Here is a 16,948-nt window from a genome sequence, read left to right on the forward strand (position 1 = left end):
AACACCACCTCCAGTCGGGCCCATTGTTCGTCCGTCAGATCTCCACGAGCCATATCAAGACCGTTTCACAGACTTGATCAATATCTCAAACACGCACTAGGGGGCGTGTCCGAGGGTCAACTCCCCCGACGCGCGGCCCTTCGCGCTCCCCGTCAGCCGTGATCGGCCGCCGCCAAGGCCCGCTTCTGGATGCGCAGGAGCTTGTCCGCGTCGGGGAGGGGCAGTTGTTCCCGTGCCCGGCTGTGGAAGACCAGGGTGACGGCGATGTTGCCCTGCGCACTGACGAGGCTGCGGGTGTGGCCGTCGTCGGACTCGGCCGCGAAACCGTCGGCGCCGAGGCCGGGTGGCTCGCTGACGCGGCCTGCGCGGGAGGCGTCCGACTTCGCCGCACCGTATCGGTGCCCTTGTCGGGCGAGACGATGGGGTACGTGAGGGACAGGCTCGCCGCCGCGTCGTGGTCGAGCTGGGAGCAGGCCCGCGGCACCGTCGCCACGTCGGGTCCGCCTCTCGTCCAGGGCCGGTCGATGCCGACGAACAGCGTCAGCCCGACGAGGATGACGGCGCCGGCGCCGCGTAACGGGAGCCACATCGTGCCGTGGTGGACGGGTGCGGGGGAACCGCGTTGCAGCGACCAGTGGCGCAGCGTCGCGACGTGCTGGTCGAAGCCGGGCGGCCCGAACGGCCAGTGGCTGCGGGGCGCGGCCAGGACCAGGCGGCGTACCACCGCGGTGTCGGCGCGGCGCAGGGCGACGGTCGTGGCGAACAGGGTCTTGCGGGTTTCGATGGCCGCGGAGATCCGTCAGAAACGCCCTAGTCCGTGGTGCGGCGCTGGAGGAAGGACTCGGCCAGCTCCGCTGTGCGTTCCGGCGACATGCCGTTGATCTCCACGCTGTCGTCGCCGAGCCGGACGACCACGGAGCGGTTGTCCGCGCGGTGCACCCATACCCGCAGGGCGTCCACCAGCACCCGCAGTCCCCGGTGGGCGCCCAGCACCGTGATGGCCATCGCGCCCAGTTCGAGTGCCGTGCCCTTCGAGCCGGACGGCGCGCCGGGCGACCGGAGTTCGCGGGCGCCGACCTCCGGGAGGGTGTCGAGGAGCCGGCGCAGGGACAGCGTCGCGTCGTCCAGCTCGTCCGGGTCGTCGGTGTCCGTGAGCCCCACCCGAACCAGCAGTTCGAGTCCCCCGTCGAGCATGTCCTGCTCCTCGCACTCGGTGTCCGGAATCGCTGCCGCTGCGGCGCCGCGTCGTGTACTGCGGTGTCCCGCCCTGCCGCGGCGGCTCCCGGCAAACATAGACGCCGGGTGCCCGCGCGGGCAGCGGGACCGGGAAGGCCGGTCGCCGGGGGCAGGTGTGAGCGGCGGGGCGCGCGGGGAGGCCGCCGTACGGTCGCTACCGCGGCAGCAGCACCCCGCGCCGTCCCAGCAGGAACTTCTTGAACGCGGCCACCGGGGGCGTGTCCTGGTGGCCGTCGAGCCAGGCCACGCCGATTTCGCGGACCGCGCGGGGTGCGGTCACCGTCAGTTCGGCGACGCCGGGCCTGGGGACCGCGGGCGGCGGCAGCAGGGCCACGCCGAGGCCGGCCGCGACCAGGCCGCGCAGGGTCTCCGCCTCCTCCCCCTCGAACGCGACGCGCGGCGTGAACCCGGCCTCGGCGCACAGCGCGTCGGTGATCCGGCGCAGCCCGTAGCCGGGTTCGAGGGTGACGAACAGTTCGCCGGACGCCTCGGCCAGCCGGATCCGCTTGCGCTTGGCGAGCGGGTGGTCGTCGGGGACGACCAGGCGCAGCTTCTGTTCGTCGAGGCGGCGGGCGACGAGGTCGGGGTAGTCGGGCACCGGCGAGGTCAGGCACAGGTCGAGGTCGCCGGCCCGCAGCCGTTCGATCATCGCCTCGCCGTAGTTCTGGACGAGTTGGAAGCGGACCCGGGGGTGGTCGGCGCGGAAGGTGCGGATCAGGCCGGGGACGGTTTCGGAGCCGAGGGTGTGCAGGAAGCCGAAGGCGACCTTGCCGGCTGTGGGGTCGGCGTCGGCGCGTACGGATTCGGTGGCGCGTTCCAGGTCGGCGAGCGCCTTTTCGGTCCAGGCGCGGAAGGCGCGGCCCGCCGGGGTGAGCGAGAGGGTGCGGCCGTGCCGGGCGAAGAGGGCGACGCCGAGGTCGTCCTCCAGGCGGACGAGGGCGCGGCTGAGGGTGGGCTGCGGCATGCCGAGTTCGTGCGCGGCGCGGGTGACGTGTTCGTGCCGGGCGACGGCGGTGAACTGGGCAAGCCGGGGTGCGAGGGTCAACGCCCAGGAGTCGGCCCCGACTTCCGCGGTCTCGGCGATCTCCGCCGTCCGCTGAGCCCCACGGCCCCCTCGCGTACCGTCCTTTCCCACCGGCCGGTTCCTTCCCAGGATGTCTTTTCTCTTGCCGTCTTGTGACACAGACCCGCGTGAACTGCGATCATGCGTCACAGCATCGATTATGGCGTTTCCATGCATTGGACGCATAAAACCTGTGTGTCTACCTTCGAACCATGCCTCCCGCTGATACCGGGGCGTCCGCCACCCTTCCCGCGGTCGCCTCTTCCCCGTCATCCGCCGACACCGCCGCCGACCCCGACGCGGCGAAACTGCACCCCGGCGGCCCCGGCTACCGCCGGATGAGCTTCGCCCTCTTCGCCGCGGGTCTGGCCACCTTCGCGCTCCTCTATTCGACGCAGGCGCTGCTGCCCGCCATCTCGGACGGTCTGCACGTACCGGCGGACCAGGCGAGCTGGACGGTGTCGGGCGCCACCTTCGGACTTGCGCTCGCGGTGATCCCGCTGAGCGCGCTCTCCGAACGCTTCGGCCGCCGCACGATGATGACCGCCTCGCTCTCGGTCGCCGCGCTGATCGCCATGGCGGTGCCGTTCGCGCCGTCGCTCGGCTGGCTGATCGCGCTGCGCGTCGTCCAGGGCGTGGCACTCGCCGGTCTCCCGGCTTCGGCGATGGCCTTCCTCGCGGAGGAGGTGCGTCCCAAGGCGCTGGTCGCCGCCATCGGCCTGTTCGTGGCGGGCAACAGCATCGGCGGCATGTCCGGGCGGATCGTGTCCGGCTGGGTCGCCCAGGCGTGGGGCTGGCGGGTGGGCCTCGGCTCGGTGGGTCTGATGGCCGTGGTGTGCGCGGTCGCGTTCCAGCTCCTGGTCCCCAAGGCCCGGCATTTCGCGTCCCGTTCGGTCGGCCCGCGGGCGCTCGCCCGCACCCTCGGCGGTCATCTCGCCGATCCGCTGCTGCGCCGCCTGTACGGCATCGGCGCGCTGTTCATGACGGTGTTCGGCGCGGTCTACACCGTCATCGGCTACCGCCTGGTCGCCGAACCTTTCAACCTCCCGCAGGGCATCGTCGGCTCGATCTTCCTGGTCTACCTCGTCGGCACGGCCTCATCGGCCGCGGCAGGCAAGCTCGTCGGCCGTCTCGGCCGCCGCGGCGCCCTCTACCTCGCGCTGGGCACCACGTCCGCAGGTCTGCTGCTCACCCTCGCCGACTCGGTCGCCGCCGTGCTGGCCGGGCTGATCCTGATCACCGCGGGCTTCTTCGCCGGCCACGCGGTCGCGTCGGCCGCGGTCAGCCGCACGGCGAAGACGGCACGCGCCCAGGCGTCGGCGCTGTACCAGTGCGCGTACTACATCGGCAGCAGCATCGGCGGCGCGCTCGGCGCCTTCGCCTTCCACGCGGCCGGCTGGGAGGGCACCATCGCCCTCGGTCTGGCCGCCATGGTCGGCGCCGCCGCGATCACGCTGTACGCCACCCGCAAGGCCCTGGCCGAACAGCGGCTGCTGCGGCTGGAGCGGGCGGCGTAGCGGCCACCACAAGCCGGAGGGGCCCGCTTCCACCACCTGTCCTGGTGGAAGCGGGCCCCTTCTTCGTCGTGTCAGGGTGGTCAGTCCGGTGAGAAAGCAGCGGTTTCGATGGTGAGGTCGAACGGCTCAGGGAGGTGAAACGGCTCGCCGAACTTGACCGTGCTCAGCGGGCGGTAGACGTCGTTCTGCGGGTCGCCGAAGAGCGTGACGGTCGGCTCGACCGGAGCCCACCTGTCAATGAGCAGGTAGAACGGGACTCCGGCTCGGGCGTATCCAGCGGGCTTGCTGATCCGGTCGTGGACCGCATTGGACTTCGACGTGATCTCAACGATGAGTTCGGACGCGGCGGCAGGCAGGTAGCCGAGGGGCTCGCTTCGGACCAGTTGCTTCGGTGCGACGACGAGGTCCGGGACGTACAGCCCTTCGCGCGACGGCACAGCGACACCGAGCGTCTGGTAAATCCCCCACTCTTTGGGCTTGACCGCATACAGACGTTCCGCCAGCTCGTCGGCGATATCGTTGTGCATGCCATCGGGCGGTGGTGACACGGTGACGATCCCCTCAATGATCTCCACCCTGCTGCCCTCGGGGCCGTCCGACTCCTCCCAGAGACGGACGAGGCCGTCCCAGCCGCTGCCATACTGCGGCTGATGTTCGACGGTGAGTGCGCTCATGGCGGTCTCCTCTATCGGTACGTCACCGATCCCAGCATGCCCAACGGCCCCCGACCCCGTCCACAAACACCCTTCACCCATACGGGAAACCCCCAGGTCAGCCGATACGTTCCAGCACCACGGGCGGGGCGGCGAAGGCCGTGTCGGCGGGGCCGACGAGGACCTGGCCTTCCAGGGCCTCCAGGGCGTAGGGGAGCTTCTCGGGGGTGTCGGTGTGCAGGGTCAGCAGTGGCTGTCCCGCGGTGACCGGGTCGCCCGGCTTGGCGTGGAGTTCGACACCTGCGCCCGCCTGGACGGGGTCCTCCTTGCGGGCGCGTCCTGCGCCCAGGCGCCAGGCGGCGAGGCCGACGGCGTAGGCGTCGAGGGTGGTGAGGGTGCCGGTGGCGGACGCGGTGACGACGTGCTGTTCGCGGGCGACCGGGAGTGCGGCGTCGGGGTCGCCGCCCTGGGCGCTGATCATGCGGCGCCAGTGGTCCATGGCGGAGCCGTCGGCGAGGGCCCTGGCCGGGTCGGCGTCGGTCAGGCCGGCGGCGTCGAGCATCTCGCGGGCGAGGGCGAGGGTGAGGTCGATGACGTCCTGGGGGCCGCCGCCCGCCAGGACCTCGACGGACTCGCGGACTTCGAGCGCGTTGCCCGCGGTCAGGCCGAGCGGGGTGGCCATGCCGGTGAGCAGGGCGACCGTGGGTACGCCGTGGTCGGCGCCCAACTCGACCATGGTGGAGGCGAGTTCGCGGGCGTCGTCGAGGTGCTTCATGAAGGCGCCGGAGCCGACCTTGACGTCGAGGACGAGCGATCCGGTGCCCTCGGCGATCTTCTTGGACATGATGGAGGAGGCGATGAGCGGGATGGCCTCGACGGTGCCCGTCACGTCGCGGAGCGCGTAGAGCTTCTTGTCGGCGGGGGCCAGGCCGTCGCCCGCGGCGCAGATCACGGAGCCGACGTCGTGGAGTACGGCCAGCATCTCGTCGTTGGACAGCCCGGCGCGCCAGCCGGGGATGGACTCCAGCTTGTCGAGGGTGCCGCCGGTGTGGCCGAGGCCGCGGCCGGAGAGCTGGGGTACGGCGGCGCCGCAGGCGGCGACGAGCGGGGCGAGCGGGAGGGTGATCTTGTCGCCGACGCCGCCGGTGGAGTGCTTGTCGGTGGTGGGGCGGGACAGTGCGGAGAAGTCCATCCGCTCACCGGAGTTGATCATCGCGGCGGTCCAGTGGGCGATCTCCGTGCGGTTCATGCCGTTGAGGAAGATCGCCATCGCCAGGGACGACATCTGCTCGTGGGCGACCTCGCCGCGGGTGTAGGCGTCGATCACCCAGTCGATCTGATCGGCGGTCAGCTCACCGCGGTCGCGCTTGGTGCGGATGACGGAGATGACGTCCATGGGGCTTCCTTTCGGGCGGTTGGTCAAGTTCTCCACGCAGAGACACCGGGGTGCGAAGGCGGCGGCGCACCGGGCTGCCGTCCGGTGCGCCGCCGCCTTCGGGTGTCAGTCGCGCAGGTGTCCGGGGCCGAAGGCGTCAGGCAGCAGCTCGGCCAGCGTGCGGATGCCGGCCGCCGTGTCGACGAGCAGCGGCCCGCCGCCGTGTTCGTACAGCAGCTGGCGGCAGCGACCGCACGGGACCAGCAGCTCGCCCGCGCCGTCGACGCAGGTGAAGGCCGTCAGCCGGCCGCCGCCTGAGGCGAACAGGGCGGAGATCAGGCCGCATTCGGCGCACAGCGCGAGGCCGTACGAGGCGTTCTCGACGTTGCAGCCGGTGACCGTGCGTCCGTCGTCGACGAGCGCGGCGGCGCCTACGGGGTAGCCGGAATACGGGGCGTAGGCCCGGGACATGGCGTCCCGGGCCTGCGCGCGCAGTGCGGTCCAGTCGACCTGCGTCTGTGGGGTCAAGTGCCTTGTCCTCGGCGATAGGGCTTGCCACCGGCCTTCGGCGGGCGGAGCCGCTGGGAGAAGAGGGCGAGCACGAGCAGGGTAGCGATGTAGGGGCTGGCCTCGACGAGTTCGAGCGGCACGGTGTCGGCGACGAAGTACCAGGCGACCAGCGCGACGGCGATGACGGCGGCGAGAGCCGCCTGGCCGCGCTTGGCGGCGCGCAGCCGCAGCAGTGCGAGGACGGCGAGCAGCGCGGCGAGGCCGAGCAGCAGGGCGTGCACGGTGGGGCCGCCGCTGCGCAGCTGCATGGCGTCCATGAAGCCGAAGAGTCCGGCGCCCATCGCGACGCCGCCGGGGCGCCAGTTGCCGAAGATCATCGTGGCCAGGCCGATGTAGCCGCGACCGCCGGTCTGGCCGTCCTGGTAGAAGTGCACGCCGATGGAGAGGAAGGCGCCGCCGAGTCCGGCGAGCGCACCGGAGACCAGGACCGCCGCGTACTTGTACCGGTAGACGTTGACGCCCAGCGTCTCGGCGGACAGCGGGGCCTCGCCGCAGGACCGCAGCCGCAGGCCGAACGGCGAGCGCCACAGCAGGTAGAAGCTGCCGACGAACAGGCCGATGGTCGCGACCGTCAGCCAGGAGACGTTGGTGACGGCGGCGCCGAGGATGCCGGCGAGGTCGGAGACGGCGAACCAGTGGTGCGCCTCGATGGAGTTGAGCCAGTCGGAGAGGCCGGGGACGGTGAAGGTCGGCATGTCAGGCATCGGCGGGGACTGCTTGTCGTTGCCGCCCGCGGCCTGGGCCGCGCTGCCCTCCCTGCCGAACCACAGGGTGGCGAGGTACTGGGTGGCGCCGAGGGCGAGGATGTTGATGGCGACGCCGGAGACGATGTGGTCGACGCCGAAGGTGACGGTGGCGACCGCGTGGATCAGGCCGCCGAGCGCGCCGCCGATGACGCCGGCCAGCGCCGCGGCCCACGGCCCGTGCTGCCAGCCGATCCAGCCGGCCGCGAACGAGCCGAGCATCATCATGCCTTCGAGGCCGATGTTGACCACGCCGGCCCGCTCGGACCACAGGCCGCCGAGGCCCGCCAGGCCGATCGGCACAGCGGCGCTGAGCGCGGCGCCGAACTGGCCGGTGGAGGTGAGGTCGGCCGTGCCGGTGACGGCCCGCAGCGCGGAGACCGCGAGCAGGCCGACGGCGATGATCAGCAGGACCCAGGGGTAGGTCAGCCGGCGCCGGCCGCCCTTCGCGGTGGCCGCGGGCTGCGCCGCGGGCTTGAGGTCCGTACTCACGCCGACACCTCCGGCTTGTCGTTGTTGTCAACGCCCGCGGTACGGGCCGCGGCTGCCAGTTCCTCGCCGACCTTGCGCTGCTGGAGCCGCAGTCCGTAGCGGCGCACGATCTCGTACGCGATGACCACGCACAGCACGATGACGCCCTGGATGACGCCGACGATTTCCTGGGCGTAGCCCTCGAACTCCAGGCGGGAGCCGGTGCGGTCGAGGAAGGCCCACAGCAGGGCGCCGAAGGCCATGCCGACGGGGTGGTTGCGGCCGAGGAGGGCGATGGCGATGCCGGTGAAGCCGATGCCTGCGGGGAAGTCGGTGCCGTACTGGAAGGACTCGCCGAGCAGGGTGGGCATGCCGACCAGCCCTGCCGCTGCGCCGGACAGCAGCATGCTGATGACGACCATCCGCTTGACGCTGACGCCGCTGGCCTCGGCTGCGGGTTCGGATGCGCCGACGGTCCGCAGGTCGAAGCCGAAGCGGGTGCGGGAGAGCAGGAACCAGTAGAGCGCGCCCGCCGCCACCGCGATCACCACGAAGCCGTAGACCGGCTTGGGGTGGGTGGGGAAGGAGAAGAAGTGGCTGGATTCCGGGAGGAATTCGGTGTGCAGGAGGTTGCCGTCCTTGACGGCGAGGCGGCCGTCCTGGAGGAAGTAGCCGATGACCGATGCGGCGATGGAGTTCAGCATGATCGTGGTGATCACTTCGCTGACGCCGCGGGTGGTCTTCAGCAGGCCGGCGATACCTGACCAGATGGCGCCCACCAGCATCGCGATGACGATGAGCAGGATGATCTGGAGCGCGCCCGGCAGTGCGATGGCGCCGCCGACGGCCGCGGCGGCGAAGGCGGCGAGGCGGTACTGGCCGTCGACGCCGATGTTGAAGAGGTTCATCCGGAAGCCGATGGCGACCGCGAGTGCCGAAAGGTAGTACGGCACCGACTTGTTGATGATCCAGACCTGGCTGTCGCTGTAGTGGCCGTAATCGGCCATGATCCCGTAGGCCCGGAACGGGTTCTCGCCGGACGCCAGGAAGACCAGCGAGCTGATCACCACAGCGGCGACGATGGCCAGCAGCGGCGCGGCGACCGCGAGGATCACCTTGTCGCGGGTGGCGCTCCTGGCGGCGTCCCCGGCGGGGAGCTTGGTCGCGGTGCTCATGCCTGGTCACCGCCCGTCGCGTCGGTGCCGTCGGACGCGGGGTGGCCGGTGCCGGTGTCCCCGTCCGCTGTGAGGTGGCCGCTGGCGGCACCGGTCATGGCGGAGCCCAACTCCTCCGGGGTGATGACGGCGGGATCGGCGTCCGCGACCAGCCGGCCGCGGTACATCACCCGCAGGGTGTCGGACAGGCCGATCAGCTCGTCGAGGTCGGCGGAGATCAGCAGCACCGCCAGGCCCTCGCGGCGTGCCTCGCGGATCTGTTCCCAGATCTGCGCCTGCGCGCCGACGTCCACGCCGCGGGTGGGGTGGGCGGCGATCAGCAGCTTGGGGTGGTGGCTCATCTCGCGGCCGACGATCAGTTTCTGCTGGTTGCCGCCGGACAGCGAGGCGGCGGTGACCTCGATGCCGGGTGTGCGTACGTCGTACGCGTCGACGATGCGGGCGGTGTCCTTGCGGGCGCCTGCCAGGTCGAGGAGCCTGCCCTTGCTGTTGGGGCGTTCGGTGACGTGCCCGAGGATGCGGTTCTCCCACAGCGGGGCTTCCAGCAGCAGGCCGTGGCGGTGCCGGTCCTCGGGGATGTAGCCGATGCCGCCCTCGCGGCGCCTGCGGGTGGTGGTGCGCGAGATGTCGGTGCCGTCGAGGGTGACGGTGCCGTGGTCGGGTGCCCTGGTGCCCATGATGGCCTCGACCAGTTCGGCCTGGCCGTTGCCCTCCACGCCTGCGACGCCCAGCACTTCGCCCTGGTGGATGGTGAGTCCGATGCCGTCCAGGACCGTGCGGACCACGCCGTCGGAGTCGGTGGCCGTCAGGTGCAGGCCGTCGACCTCCAGCATCGGCTGGTCGGTGACGGTCGACTCGCGGGTCTCGGGGGACGGCAGTTCGCTGCCGACCATCAGCTCGGCGAGCTGCTTGGGGGTGGTGGCCGACGGTTCGACGGACGCGACGGTCGTGCCGCGCCTGATGACGGTGATGTCGTCGGCGACCGACAGCACCTCGCCGAGCTTGTGGGAGATGAAGATGACGGTCAGGCCCTCGGACTTCAGCTCGCGCAGGTTGTCGAAGAGCGCGTCGACCTCCTGCGGGACGAGGACCGCGGTCGGTTCGTCGAGGATGAGGGTGCGGGCGCCCCGGTAGAGGACCTTGAGGATCTCCACGCGCTGCCGGTCGGCGACCCCGAGGTCTTCGACGAGCACGTCGGGGCGGATGTTCAGCCCGTACGCGTCGGAGATCTCCCGTATTTTCGCGCGGGCGCCGCCGGAGATGCCGTGCAGTTTCTCGGCGCCCAGGACGGTGTTCTCCAGGACGGTGAGGTTGTCGGCGAGCATGAAGTGCTGGTGGACCATGCCGATGCCGCGGGCGATGGCGTCGCCCGGTGTGTGCAGGGTGACGTCGTGGCCGTCCAGCGTGATGGTGCCCTCGTCCGGCTTCTGCATGCCGTAGAGGATCTTCATCAGGGTGGACTTGCCCGCGCCGTTCTCGCCGCACAGGGCGTGGACGGTGCCGCGGCGCACGGTGAGGTGGATGTCGTGGTTGGCGACGACGCCGGGGAACCGCTTGGTGATGCCGCGGAGTTCAACGGCAGGGGCGTCCGGGCTCGCCGGACTGCTGCTCGTGGGTGCTGCGTTGATGGCGCACTCCCCTCGGGGATGAAGGAGCGGAAGGGGCGGGTGTGATGCGGAAGACCGGACGGGGACGCGGGCCGGGCCTCGGGGGCCGCCGCCGCGCCGCCCGTTTCCCGGGCTAGATGGCTTCGGGCTCACTCATCTAGGGCGTCTCCTTGACCTTCACCTTGCCCTCGACGATCTGCTTCCTGGCCGCGTCGATCTGCGGCTGGATGTCCTTGATGAAGCCGCCCGACGTGGCGAGCGTGACGCCGTTCTTGCGCACGTCGTAGCTGTGCACTCCGGTGAGCGGCTTGCCGTGCTCGACGCTCTTGATCAGGTCGTAGACCGCGACGTCGACGTTCTTGACCACGGACGTGAGGATGCAGTTCCGGTACTTCGCCAGGCCCGCCTGGCGGTACTGGTCGGAGTCCACGCCGATCGCCCAGGCGCCCTTGCGCTTGCTGATCGCCTCGATGGATCCGGCGCCCGACTGCCCGGCCGCGGAGTAGATCACGTCGATCCCGCTGTCGAGCATGCCGGACGCCTTGGCCTTCGCGGCGGCCGGGTCGTTGAAGCCCTTGTCGTTGTTCGGGTACAGGTACTGCGAGGTGATCTTGGCCTTCGGGTCGGTGGCCCGCACCCCCTGCTCGAAGCCGGCCTGGAACTTCTGGATCAGCGCGTTGTTGACGCCGCCGATGAAGCCGACCCGGTGCGTCTTGCTCTTCAACGCGGCGGCGACACCGGCCAGATAGGAACCCTCGTGCTCGGCGAAGACCATCGCGTCGACGTTCTTGCCCGTCGGCACCGCGTCGACCACGCCGAACGTGGTGGCGGGGAAGTCCTCGGCGACGTTCTGCACGGACTGGCTGTAGGCGAAGCCGACGCCTATGACCGGGTTGTAGCCGGCCTCGGCGAAGGACGTCAGCCGCTGCTCGCGGTCGGCTTCCGTCTCGCCGTTCTTGGCCGTCAGCATCTTGACCTTGACGCCGAGCGCCTTCCTGGCGTTCTCCGTACCACGCGCAGCCGCCTCGTTGAACGAATGGTCGTCCCGGCCTCCGATGTCGAAGGCGAGCCCGACACCGGCGTGCTTGGCACGGTTGGCCTCGGCGAAACTCTGCCCGCACGCGGTGGCGGTGAGCGCGAGAACCGCGGTGGCACTGGCCGCGGCGGCAATCCTGATGACCCGGCGCACGGGGCCTTCCCTTCGCTCCCGGCACCTTCGGTGGCACCGGCTTAGCGGGAGATTAACGCGCGTAGACATGGCGCAAAACCCTCCACGACGCGGCCGTTATCGATTCGTCGCGAAGGGGCGGCGCGGGCGCACACGCGATGGGGCGGGGGGCGCGCACGCCGTGCGGTCCTCCGCCGGCTCGCGCGCCCGGCATGCGTGATGGGGCGGGGGCTTGCGCCACCGCCCCATCGGGGTCGTCAGGTCACACCGGCGGGAAGGGCCGCCGGGTCACCCGGTCACTCCTCCTCCTTCTCCGAGTCCAGCTCGCCGTGGTTGCCCTGGTCGCCGCGGGTCAGCGGGGACAGCAGCGTGTGCGTGAGGTGCGTCCCCCCGCCGTCGAGGTCACTGCCGGTGACTCCGCCGCCCAGTTGGAGGTTGAAGGCCCGGTCGATCTCCAGCCAGGAATCCGCGTGGGAGTTGTCGATCACGATCAGTGAGCTGGGGACCGCGGCCTCGGCGGTCAGCGCCCCGGCGCCGAGCACGTCCCCGGCCACGGCGACGGCGACGGTGGCCCCGCCCACCAGGCGCTTCAGGTGCCGGGGCCGCGGGCGGGCGTGCCGCGGCCCGGCTCCGTCCGTCATGCCAGGACGGTCTGTCGCTGCGGGTGCTGCCGCCCGATGTTCCTGGCCAGCAGGTCCGTTGCCTCCTTGACGCCGATGTCGCCGCCGTCCGCCCCGGCGGCCGGCAGCCTGCCGTCGGCGAACTTCAGCTCCGCCATGGCCGTTTCCATCGCGCGGTGCGCGGCGAACAGGCAGGGGGTGCTGTAAATGGCCACGTCGACACCCAGCTCGGTCAGCTCGGTCAGCGAGAGGCGCGGGGACTTCCCGCCGGCGATCTGGTTGAACAGCAGCGGCTTGTCGCCGACGACCTTGCGGATGCGGCGGATCCAGTCGACGCTGCGCACCCCGTCGACGAGCACCACGTCCGCTTCGGTTTCGGCCAGCGCCGCAGCCCGGCGCAGGATGTCGGCCTCCTCCGTGGCGTCGGTACGCGCCACGACCAGCAGGTCGCTGCGGCTGGCCAGCACGAGGTTGAGCTTTTCCAGGTACTCGTCGAGCGGCAGCACCATCTTGCCGTCGGCGTGCCCGCATCGGCGGGGGCGCTTCTGGTCCTCCAGGATGACGCCGGTCGCCCCGATCCGCTCCAGGCGCCGCACGACGTGGCAGGCCACCTCGGGGTCGACGTAGCCGTCGTCGATGTCGACCAGCAGGTGGTGGCGGGGGAAGGCGCCGCGCAGGCGTTCCACGAAGGCCACCATGTCGGGCCAGGCGATGAATCCGATGTCGGGGAGTCCGTAGTACGACGCGGCGAAGCCGAAGCCGGACACGAAGAATCCGTTGTAGTGGGCGGCGGCGACGGACGCCGAGTACATGTCGTAGACACCGATGAGGGGCGTCGTCCCCTCGGACGCGATCTCGTTACGCAGTGCTTGTCCATAACGCATGGTGTTGCTCCTCATGGAACGGGCGGGGTACGGCCCGGCGTACGGGCACGCTGATAGGCGCGCCGATTTGTCCCGGCGCCGCGGACAGCCCGCTCGCATGAAGAACGGGCCAGAGGCATATCTATACGATGGCCCGCCCGAATCGCTTTAACACGCCATGGGTTTCCCTTTACTTCATCCATACGTCGGCATGACCTTTGCTAGAGCCGGTCGGATGAAAGGGCCGGGGCACGCGGCAGCACAACGCGCCGGACGCCCCGGCCGGGAAAACGGCGATGGCTAGCCGCGCGCCGCGTCCAGCAGCGCCGCCGCCGTGAACAGCTCCACACCCACCTGGATCGCCTGCTCGTCCACGTCGAAGTCGCCGCGGTGCAGATCGAGCCGCGCGGGATCGCCGGGCGGCCGTACGCCGAGCCTGGCCATCGCGCCCGGTACGTGTTCGAGGTACCAGGAGAAGTCCTCGCCGCCCAGGGACTGTTCGGTGTCCTCGATGGCGGCCGGGCCGCGGCGGGCGGCCATCGCGTCGTGCAGCAGCTGGGCCGAACCTGCTTCGTTGACCACAGGCGGCACCCCGCGGATGTAGGTGATCTGGGACTTCGCGCCGTGCAGGGCCGCGGTCTCGTCGATGGCGGCGTGCAGGAGGTCGGGGGCCCTGCGCCAGGCGTCCAGGTCCAGGCAGCGCACCGTTCCCGACAGTTCGGCGTGCTGCGGGATGACGTTGCAGGCGTGGCCCGCGTCCAGCCGGCCCCAGGTGACGGCGAGTCCCGAGCGTGCGTCGACGCGGCGGGCGACCAGGGCCGGGACGTCGACGGCGATCCGGGCGGCGGCGGTGACCAGGTCCGTGGTCAGGTGCGGGCGCGCGGTGTGGCCGCCAGGACCGTCGACGGCGACCTCCAGGCGGTCGCAGGCCGAGGTGATGGGGCCGGTGCGCAGGCCGATCCGTCCGGCGTCCACCCGTGGGTCGCAGTGCACGGCCAGGATGCGGCCGACGCCGTCCAGCACGCCGGACTCGATGGCGTCCGACGCGCCGCCCGGCAGGACTTCCTCGGCGGGCTGGAAGATCAGCCGGACCGGGCGGGGCAGCAGCCCTTCGCGGGCGAGACCGGCGAGCACCAGGCCGGCGCCGAGCACGACGGCGGTGTGCACGTCGTGGCCGCAGGCGTGCGCGCGGTCGGTGACCGTGGAGCGGTAGGAGACGGTCTTGGTGTCCGGGATGGGCAGCGCGTCGATGTCCGCGCGCAGGGCCAGTACGGGGCGGGCCTCGGGGTCGGCGGCGAGGCTGCCGGGGGCAGTGCCGATGTCGCACACCAGGCCGGTGCCGATGTCCAGGACGCGGGGCCGCAGACCGGCCCGCTCCAGGCGGTCCTTGATCGCCGCGGTGGTCCGGAATTCCTGGTTCCCCAGCTCGGGGTGCATGTGCAAGTCGCGGCGGAAGGCGATGAGTTCGCCGCGCAGCGGGTCGGGCAGGGCGCCGGGGAACAACTCCTTCGCGGGGACGTCGTCGGTATCGGCAGCGCGGGACTTCAGTTGGTTCACGCGGGGAAGGTTACGGGCCCGGCCGGGGCAACTGGCCCTAGATCAACAAAAGTTCAACCCCATAGGGGAGAAATTCAGGGCCGCCCGGCGCATGAGCCATCCGTCCGAGGGGTATCACCTATCGCTTCATTCGGCGGATTCGGGGCTCCGCGGCTCCCGTCACACGCCCTGACCCGGAGGCAGTCGCTGCACGTCACGCGCGGTGCCGGTGACCCCGTCGAGGAAGCCCTGGGCCCGCGGCGACGCGTTGCTCGTCAGCCATGCCGGATCCACATCGCAGACCGCGACCCGCACGCCGGTGCCGAGCAGCGCGAGCGGCAGGGTGTGCACGACGGTGGAGGGAAAGCTGAGGATCAGCGCCCCGATGGGGCCGCGGCGGGCGATCAACTCCAGGGGCAGGTCGGGGCGTACCACTTCCAGCCCGGTCTCGGTCGCGAGCCGGTGCAGCTTGTCGGTGTGCTCCCTGCGGTGCGCGAAGTAGCGGGTGGCGCCGTGCGCGCGGGCCAGGGCGGCGACCGCCTTCAGGTAGCGCTCGGTGTCCACGACCCCCGTCTCGACGAGCGAGGTGCCGACGATGTCGGCGGCGCGGGTGAGCCGGGGCGGGCCGAACCGGCCGCGGGTCCAGGCGAATTCGTTGGCGGTGACGCGGACACCGGGCGGCGGTTCGACGGGCATCGAGCTGAACACGCCGACGGCGCGCCGGCCGCCTTCGGGCGGCGGGGTGAGCCGTCGGCGTGCGGTGGCCGAGAACGGCGCGAAGAGCAGGTCGCGCACGCCGCGTCCGCTGCCGTGCCGGTGCCAGCGCACCAGCCGTTCGCCGCGCGCCAGTTGGGCGATGAACTCCATGGTGGCGGTGCCGTCGTCGACCACCACCAGGTCCCGGGCGCGGGTGAGGGTGAGCAGCAGCTGGACGTAGCGCGAGAAGGGGTCGCCGATGACGACGCGCCCGGCGCGGCGCAGCAGCGGGGTGAGGCCGCCGATGGTGCGCAGCGGGGCGCTCGCGCCGCCGCGGGCCTCTTCCCAGCGCACGGTGTGGCCCTCTTCGCGGGCGAGTTCGGCCATCCGCCGGAGCTGGCCGCGGGTCATGGGGTCGTACGGCGCGAGGACGACGACGGTGACCTGGGCTGCCTGCTGGGTGTGTGCCCATTCCAGGACGTTGAGGAGCTGGACGGGGCTCTCGACGAAGGCGAGGGTGCCGCCGCCGGGTTCCGGTCCCGGCTCGCCGGTTCCGGGTCTCCTGCGCTGCCGGGGCACCCCCAGGAGACCGTGGGCGGGAGTGTCCGCGGTCTCCTGGGGCGGGGCCGCCGCTTCGCCGTCGGGCGGCGTGGCGCAGGCCCCTTCGGATGCGCTCACGGTGCTCTCCCGCCGTCCTTCCCGCCGGTCAGACCGAGGCCGGGGCGCGGTCGGCGGCCTCCGCTTCGGCGACCACGCCGCCCACCCGGCGCAGCTTCTTCATCGGGCCCAGCTCGCTCTCGTAGACCTTCTTGACGCCGTCGCCGAGCGACTCCTCGATGGTGCGGATGTCGCGGACCAGGCGGGTCAGGCCCTGCGGCTCGACGGATGCGGCCTGGTCGGAGCCCCACATGGCGCGGTCGAGGGTGATGTGGCGCTCGACGAAGGTGGCGCCGAGGGCGACCGCGGCGAGGGTGGTCTGGAGGCCGGTCTCGTGGCCGCTGTAGCCGATCGGGACGTTCGGGTACTCGTCCTGGAGGGTGTTGATCATGCGGAGGTTCAGCTCTTCGGCCTTGGCCGGGTAGGTGCTGGTGGCGTGGCAGAGCAGGATGTTGTCGCTGCCCAGGACCTCGACGGCGTGCCGGATCTGCTTGGGGGTGGACATGCCGGTGGAGAGGATGACGGTGCGGCCGGTGGCGCGCATCGCGCGCAGCAGCTCGTCGTCGGTGAGGGAGGCGGAGGCGACCTTGTAGCAGGGCACGTCGAACTTCTCCAGGAAGGCGACGGACTCGACGTCCCACGGGGAGGCGAACCAGGCGATGCCGCGCTTCTTGCAGTACTCGTCGATGGCGCGGTAGCCGTCCTCGTCGAACTCGACGCGGTGGCGGTAGTCGATGTAGGTCATCCGGCCCCAGGGGGTGTCGCGCTCGATGTCCCACTGGTCGCGCGGGGTGCAGATCTCCGGGGTCCGCTTCTGGAACTTCACGGCGTCACAGCCGGCTTCGGCGGCGGCGTCGATCAGCGCGAACGCGTTCTCCAGGTCGCCGTTGTGGTTGATGCCGATCTCGCCGGTGACGTAGACGGGGCGGCCGGGGCCGGCCTCGCGGTTGCCGAGGGTACGGATGCGGGAGGTGCTGCTCATGGGGAGGGTTCCTTAA

At 71.2% G+C, this 16,948-nt stretch carries 15 protein-coding genes; 1 reads left to right on the plus strand and 14 read right to left on the minus strand.

Features of this window, described 5'->3' with window-relative positions; genetic code table 11:
* Nucleotides 1–810: 810 nt before the first annotated feature.
* Both ACGFNI_RS32680 and ACGFNI_RS32685 read right to left on the minus strand, forming a co-directional pair.
* Entirely contained in the window at nucleotides 811–1,194 is a 384-nt protein-coding gene (locus ACGFNI_RS32680) for a hypothetical protein (RefSeq protein ID WP_393688885.1), read from the minus strand.
* Nucleotides 1,195–1,390: 196 nt separating this feature from the next.
* Entirely contained in the window at nucleotides 1,391–2,449 is a 1,059-nt protein-coding gene (locus ACGFNI_RS32685) for a LysR substrate-binding domain-containing protein (RefSeq protein ID WP_393688887.1), read from the minus strand.
* A gap of 62 nt (nucleotides 2,450–2,511) precedes the next feature.
* On the opposite strand from ACGFNI_RS32685, the gene ACGFNI_RS32690 reads away from it, so the two are divergent.
* Nucleotides 2,512–3,816 (plus strand): MFS transporter, encoded by a 1,305-nt coding sequence (locus tag ACGFNI_RS32690; RefSeq protein WP_393688889.1) that lies wholly within the window; start codon nucleotides 2,512–2,514, stop codon nucleotides 3,814–3,816.
* An 80-nt stretch (nucleotides 3,817–3,896) separates the two neighbouring features.
* Here ACGFNI_RS32690 and ACGFNI_RS32695 read toward each other — a convergent pair whose 3' ends face one another.
* From ACGFNI_RS32695 to ACGFNI_RS32750, 12 genes are all read right to left on the minus strand, one after another.
* Nucleotides 3,897–4,490, minus strand: coding sequence for a Uma2 family endonuclease (locus tag ACGFNI_RS32695; protein ID WP_393688891.1), 594 nt, complete (start codon nucleotides 4,488–4,490; stop codon nucleotides 3,897–3,899).
* A 97-nt stretch (nucleotides 4,491–4,587) separates the two neighbouring features.
* Nucleotides 4,588–5,865, minus strand: coding sequence for a thymidine phosphorylase (locus ACGFNI_RS32700; RefSeq protein WP_393688892.1), 1,278 nt, complete (start codon nucleotides 5,863–5,865; stop codon nucleotides 4,588–4,590).
* 105 nt (nucleotides 5,866–5,970) lie between these two features.
* Nucleotides 5,971–6,315 carry a cytidine deaminase gene (locus ACGFNI_RS32705; RefSeq protein WP_393689030.1) on the minus strand — a complete coding sequence of 115 codons (345 nt, stop codon included), beginning with the start codon at nucleotides 6,313–6,315 and terminating at the stop codon, nucleotides 5,971–5,973.
* A gap of 53 nt (nucleotides 6,316–6,368) precedes the next feature.
* Nucleotides 6,369–7,649, minus strand: a complete 1,281-nt coding sequence (locus ACGFNI_RS32710) for an ABC transporter permease (protein WP_393688894.1) — start codon at nucleotides 7,647–7,649, stop codon at nucleotides 6,369–6,371.
* The gene (locus tag ACGFNI_RS32715; RefSeq protein ID WP_393688896.1) at nucleotides 7,646–8,803 is read right to left on the minus strand and encodes an ABC transporter permease; all 1,158 of its coding nucleotides are present in this window, start codon (nucleotides 8,801–8,803) and stop codon (nucleotides 7,646–7,648) included. Before ACGFNI_RS32715 ends, ACGFNI_RS32710 begins: the two co-directional genes overlap by 4 nt.
* On the minus strand, nucleotides 8,800–10,431 hold the full coding sequence (locus ACGFNI_RS32720; RefSeq protein ID WP_393689032.1) for an ABC transporter ATP-binding protein: 1,632 nt from the start codon (nucleotides 10,429–10,431) through the stop codon (nucleotides 8,800–8,802). The genes ACGFNI_RS32715 and ACGFNI_RS32720 overlap by 4 nt, the downstream gene beginning before the upstream one ends.
* A gap of 136 nt (nucleotides 10,432–10,567) precedes the next feature.
* Nucleotides 10,568–11,599, minus strand: coding sequence for a BMP family protein (locus ACGFNI_RS32725; protein WP_393688898.1), 1,032 nt, complete (start codon nucleotides 11,597–11,599; stop codon nucleotides 10,568–10,570).
* Between the two features lie 275 nt (nucleotides 11,600–11,874).
* The gene (locus ACGFNI_RS32730) at nucleotides 11,875–12,219 is read right to left on the minus strand and encodes a hypothetical protein (protein WP_393688900.1); all 345 of its coding nucleotides are present in this window, start codon (nucleotides 12,217–12,219) and stop codon (nucleotides 11,875–11,877) included.
* A complete protein-coding gene (locus tag ACGFNI_RS32735) occupies nucleotides 12,216–13,082 on the minus strand; it encodes an oxaloacetate decarboxylase (protein WP_393688902.1) in 867 nt (288 codons plus the stop codon). Before ACGFNI_RS32735 ends, ACGFNI_RS32730 begins: the two co-directional genes overlap by 4 nt.
* A 279-nt stretch (nucleotides 13,083–13,361) precedes the next feature.
* Nucleotides 13,362–14,618, minus strand: a complete 1,257-nt coding sequence (locus tag ACGFNI_RS32740; RefSeq protein WP_393688904.1) for an amidohydrolase — start codon at nucleotides 14,616–14,618, stop codon at nucleotides 13,362–13,364.
* Nucleotides 14,619–14,777: 159 nt separating this feature from the next.
* Nucleotides 14,778–15,872, minus strand: a complete 1,095-nt coding sequence (locus ACGFNI_RS32745) for a hypothetical protein (protein WP_393689034.1) — start codon at nucleotides 15,870–15,872, stop codon at nucleotides 14,778–14,780.
* Between the two features lie 127 nt (nucleotides 15,873–15,999).
* Nucleotides 16,000–16,932, minus strand: a complete 933-nt coding sequence (locus ACGFNI_RS32750; RefSeq protein ID WP_393688906.1) for an N-acetylneuraminate synthase family protein — start codon at nucleotides 16,930–16,932, stop codon at nucleotides 16,000–16,002.
* Nucleotides 16,933–16,948: the final 16 nt, after the last annotated feature.

The organism is Streptomyces sp. NPDC048644, assembly GCF_043199105.1.
In the GTDB taxonomy this organism is placed as follows: Bacteria; Actinomycetota; Actinomycetes; order Streptomycetales; family Streptomycetaceae; genus Streptomyces.